The organism is Curtobacterium flaccumfaciens (assembly GCF_051548005.1).
In the GTDB taxonomy this organism is placed as follows: domain Bacteria; phylum Actinomycetota; class Actinomycetes; order Actinomycetales; family Microbacteriaceae; genus Curtobacterium.
Window position 1 is genome coordinate 1 of record NZ_JBPUGH010000210.1, and the last position, 4,534, is coordinate 4,534.

The window sequence follows — 4,534 nt, forward strand, 5'->3', positions numbered from 1 at the left end:
CGTCGGACGCGTGTCGTGCCTCCAGGCCGTGGCCGGGTCGCGCTGTCAGCCACTCACCACCGCGCGGGCCGCGGCCTCCGTGACGGCGGCGAGCTCCTCCGCCGGACGCGAGAGCAGCGACTTGACCATGCGGGAGTCCTCGTCGGCCAGCACCTCGTGCGCTCCCGACACCACGCCGTCGTAGGCCTGCGCGACGACGTCGGCGGGGTCGGACTTCGGGACGTCGAACCGGGCACCCATCGCGGTGTCGACCATGCCGACGACGAGCCCGGTGACGGTCGTGCCCTGGTCGGCGAGTTCGACGCGCAGCCCGTTCGTGGCGGACCACGCCGCGGCCTTCGACGCCGCGTAGACGGTCGGCAGGGGGATCCACGCGGCGAGCGACAGCACGTTGAGCACGGCACCGCCACCGTTCGCGGCGAGCACGGGGGCGAACGCCCCGGCGACGCGGATCGGCCCGAGCGTGTTCGTCGCGAAGACGGCGTCGAGCGACTCCTCCGCCGGGTTCGCGATGCTCGCGTCGGATGCGGGGGCGATGCCGGCGTTGTTGACCACGAGGTCCACGTCCGGTGCCGCGGTGACCGCTGCGGCGATCGAGTCCGGGTCGGTGACGTCGAGGCGGAGCGGGACGACCCGCTCGTCGCCCCAGTCCTTCGGTGTGCGCGCTGCCGCGTAGACGCGGCGAGCGCCCCGGTCCAGGGCCTGGCGGACGAACTCGGCGCCGAGCCCTCCGTTCGCTCCGGTGACGAGGACGGTGCGGTGGTCGAGCTGCTGGGCCATGGTGCTCCTGCGGTAGTCTGGTCGAAGTGGGGAAGCTCCCCGTTCCAGTATGTGGGGACAGTCCCCACTTTGTCGACACCGATTTCGGAGGTCCTCGTGCGCGCCGACGCGAAACGCAACCGGGACGCGATCCTCGACGCGGCTCGGACCTGCTTCGAGTCCGAGGGGATCAACGCGCCGACGGACGGCATCGCCATGCGCGCGGGCGTGGGGAACGCGACGCTGTACCGGAACTTCCCGACGCGTGACGACCTCCTCGCCGCCGTCGTCGAGGACAGTGTCGACGCACTGCTCACGGAGTCGCTCGCGCTCGAGTGCCGTGAGCCGGTGGTGGCGCTGCGCGAGTGGATGTTCCAGCTGACGTGGCGGTTGCGGATCTGGCAGGACCTCCCGACCTGCATCGCCCGCACGAAGGACGACGACGGCAACCCGGTGCAGCCGGTCAGCGAGCGGCTCACCGCCCGGACGGCCGACTTCCTCCGCGCCGCTTCCGGGGCCGACGCAGGATCACCGGGAGTGCCCGCGACCGAGGTCTTCGAGCTGCTGACGGCGGTGTCGTGGGCTGTGGACCGGTTCGGGGACGACGAACGACGTGCCCGCGAGCGCGTCGACCTCGCGACCGCCGGGGTCGTGGCGCGGGTCGCGGGCGCGCCGGATCGTCGCCGGGCCTAGTCGTCGCAGTAGCGCGCGCCGAGCCCCCGCGTCGGCCACTGCGCGAGGTCGCGCTCCCACAGTGCCGGGTCACGCAGCGGCGCCACCTCGTCGAGCACCTGCAGGTCGGTGATGCGGTCGGTCCGGAACCCGCGGACGCCGTCCCGGAGGCGACCAGCCTGGAGGCGCGGCGCACCGTACGCAGACCTGCTGCGGTGATCCGCGCCTCCAGGCTGGTGCCCCCGGCCCCGACCTCGGTCAGTCGGCCGACGTCGTGTAGTACCCGGCATCCAGGTCCTCGAGGAGCGTCGGCCCCGCCGGCTCCCACCCGAGGAGGGCGCGCGTCCGTGCGCTCGACGCCGGCTGGTCGCCGCCGAGGAGCGCGCCGAACACCCCGAGTGTCGCGGGGTCGACCGCCTGCGCGGGCAGGCCGGTCTGGCGGCTGAGGGCCTCGGCGACCGCGCGCATCGGCACCCCCTCCTCCGCGACGGCGTGCAGGACGGAACCCGCCGGCGCGGCCTCGAGCGCGAGGCGGAAGAGTCGCGCCGCGTCGGCGACGTGCACGGCCGGCCACCGGTTCGTGCCGTCGCCGACGTACGCGGCGACACCGAGCTGCCGGTCCAGCTGCACGAGCGAGGCGATGAGCCCGTTCCGATCCCCCGCGCCGTGCACCGTCCGCGGCATCCGGACGAGCCCTGAACGGATCCCGCGGTCGGCGAGTGCGAGGACCGCAGAGGCGGTGCGCGACCGAGCCCCGGCGGGACCGTCGGGGTCGAGCGCATCGTCCTCCGTGGCGACCCCGGTGGGGTTCGTCGGTGTGCCGGACGCAGCGAAGAACGCCTTCCCGCTGTCCGCGAGCGCATCGGCGAGGGCGGCGACCAAGGTGACCTCGTTGTCGATCGTCTCGTCGAAGGCGTCGAAGTCGAGCGTGAACGCCAGGTGCGCCGTCGCGTCCGCACGCTGGGCCTGCTCGACGATCAGGGCGTGGTCGGACACGTCGCCTCGGACCGGGCGGGCTCCCGCCGCGCGGATGCGCTCGGCGGACGCGTCGGAGCGGGCGAGTCCGACGACGTCGTGCCCTCGAGAGACGAGGTCGCGAGTGAGGGCGCTCCCGATCCACCCGGACGCTCCAGTGATCAAGACCTGCATGATGACTCCTTTGATGAGACTCGGTATCGTCACCGTACACGCCATGAGACTGAGTCGCATTGAGTAGCATGGGCCGGTGGCACGATGGCAACCGGACCCCCGCGGACGACTCCTCCGAGCGGCGCTCGAACTCTTCGCGGAGCAGGGCTACGACGACACCACCGCGGCACAGATCGCCGAACGGGCCGGGCTCACGAAGGCGACGCTCTTCCGGCAGTTCCCCGACAAGCGGGAGATCCTGTTCCAGGGGCAGACAGCCATGGTCGAGATCGTTCGGCGCGTCGCCGGGGACGCGGCCGCGGACCGGGGCGACCTGGACGTGGTCGACGACGTGCTCGACGCCCTCGTGACGGCACACGTTCCCGAGCAGCAGGCGATCGGCGCCGCGATCACCGCCCTGACCGCCGAGCACGAGGCGCTCCGGGAGCGGTACGTCTACAAGCGATTCGTCGTCACCGAGGCACTCGCGGCGGCACTGCGGGAGCGTGGCGTGCCGGCGCACCGGGCGACCGTGCTCGCCGGGACGGCCGTGCGGGGGTACTCGGACGGGTTCGAGCGGTGGACGGCCGCCGAGGCCGGCGCAGCGCTCGGGCCGTTCGTGGACGAGGAAGTGCTGGCGCTGCGGGCGGCGGCGCGATGATCTGCGGTCTGCGTGCTGCCGAGGTGTGGGCGACCGACCGACGGGACGGTCACACCGGCCGTACCCGATCGGGCCGCTTCTCCAGCGGCGAGAACCCGGCGGACCGGTAGGTCGCCACCGCACTCCGCAGCGAGCTCGGGGTGCAGACCCATGCGGTCGACGCCCCGCACTCCTGCAGCACCGCGGCGGCCGCGGTGCAGATCGCCCGTCCGAACCCGCGGCCACGGTGGTCCGCGTGCACCCCCATCGGCTCGAGGATCGCGGGCCGACCGTCCCCCGCGCCCCACACCGTGACACCGGCCACGGGGGCGCCCGAGCCGTCCCGTCCCAGCAGGCAGACACCCGCGTCGAAGGGCGCCCCACCGACCATCGTCCGCCAGCGCTCGTCGGTGAAGCTCGCGTTGCCCCATGCGGACCGGTGCACGGCCGTGAAGTCGGCGACGTTGGACGCATCCACGACCTCGGAGCGGAAGCCGGACGGCGTCGGTTCGACCGGATCGGAGAGGTCGCGGGCAAGGGGTGTCCAGGCCTCGCCCGGGCCCCAACCTCCCGATGCGAGGTGCTCGTGGACCGCTGTCGTGGTGGGCACCTCGACCGACAGCTCGCCCACCGGGAAGCGTTCGTCATCCGTGCGGGAGAGGTCCTCCCGGATGACCCGAGCGGGTCCAGGGTCGGTCCAGTACGCGGGTGCGACCGACATGCGGAGGACCGACGGACCGTCGAGGAACCCGATCGCCACGACCACGCCGTCTTCGGACCACACCCGCAGGGCGGCCGCCACCGATGCGGCTCCGTACCGCCAGGCCCACCCGAGGTCACCGGGGTGCAGTTGCACGAGCGGGACGTCGCGCTGCCACGATGTCAGGGTCGTGACGACGGCCCCGAGGGCGGTGGTGTCCGGGACGTCGACGGTGATGGTCATGCAGGACAGTGCAGCACCTGGGACGACGCTCCGCCAGGGGCGGCCGGACCGCGGTGCGCACCTGGCTGGATCGAGAGGTGTTCGGTCTGTTCGCGGATACCAGTGGTGGTGCGAATCGCGGATCCCGATGCTGACGGACATTCCACGGGTTCCGGGATTCTCTTCCACGGCCATCCTGGTGCCTGGAACGAGCCCGCACGCGTGGACGTAACGTTTCGAGCTCAGCCGTGGAGTGGGCCCCTCCGCGGCCAGGAAAGCGCCTCCGTCTGACCCCGGCTGCGCTCACTCCACAGAGCGGGGCTGCGTCTGCCCCGGCCGCGCTCAGTCCACGGAGCGGGGCTGCGCCGCCAGCCGTTGCGACGGCATCCGCCGCACGATGAACAGGACCGGGA

General features: G+C 72.8%; 5 protein-coding genes. 2 read left to right on the top strand and 3 right to left on the bottom strand.

Annotated elements, in window-relative coordinates:
* Window positions 1-45: 45 nt before the first annotated feature.
* Window positions 46-780, bottom strand: coding sequence for an SDR family oxidoreductase (locus ACSW7Y_RS16325; RefSeq protein WP_438127291.1), 735 nt, complete (start codon window positions 778-780; stop codon window positions 46-48).
* A 69-nt stretch (window positions 781-849) separates the two neighbouring features.
* Here ACSW7Y_RS16325 and ACSW7Y_RS16330 point away from each other — a divergent pair, with 69 nt between their 5' ends.
* On the top strand, window positions 850-1,452 hold the full coding sequence (locus ACSW7Y_RS16330; protein ID WP_438127292.1) for a TetR/AcrR family transcriptional regulator: 603 nt from the start codon (window positions 850-852) through the stop codon (window positions 1,450-1,452).
* A gap of 237 nt (window positions 1,453-1,689) precedes the next feature.
* On the opposite strand, the gene ACSW7Y_RS16335 is transcribed toward ACSW7Y_RS16330, so the two are convergent.
* Window positions 1,690-2,580 carry an NAD-dependent epimerase/dehydratase family protein gene (locus ACSW7Y_RS16335; RefSeq protein WP_438127293.1) on the bottom strand — a complete coding sequence of 297 codons (891 nt, stop codon included), beginning with the start codon at window positions 2,578-2,580 and terminating at the stop codon, window positions 1,690-1,692.
* Window positions 2,581-2,656: 76 nt separating this feature from the next.
* Between ACSW7Y_RS16335 and ACSW7Y_RS16340 the strand changes: the two genes are divergently transcribed.
* On the top strand, window positions 2,657-3,220 hold the full coding sequence (locus ACSW7Y_RS16340) for a helix-turn-helix domain-containing protein (RefSeq protein ID WP_438127294.1): 564 nt from the start codon (window positions 2,657-2,659) through the stop codon (window positions 3,218-3,220).
* 49 nt (window positions 3,221-3,269) lie between these two features.
* Here the strand turns inward: ACSW7Y_RS16340 and ACSW7Y_RS16345 are convergent, their stop codons facing one another.
* Entirely contained in the window at window positions 3,270-4,142 is an 873-nt protein-coding gene (locus ACSW7Y_RS16345) for a GNAT family N-acetyltransferase (protein WP_438127295.1), read from the bottom strand.
* Window positions 4,143-4,534: the final 392 nt, after the last annotated feature.

Coding starts and splice junctions, on each gene's coding strand:
- ACSW7Y_RS16325 (WP_438127291.1), bottom strand. CDS start 780: ATGGCCCAGCAGCTCGACCACCGCACCGTCCTCGTCACCGGAGCGAAC.
- ACSW7Y_RS16335 (WP_438127293.1), bottom strand. CDS start 2,580: ATGCAGGTCTTGATCACTGGAGCGTCCGGGTGGATCGGGAGCGCCCTC.
- ACSW7Y_RS16345 (WP_438127295.1), bottom strand. CDS start 4,142: ATGACCATCACCGTCGACGTCCCGGACACCACCGCCCTCGGGGCCGTC.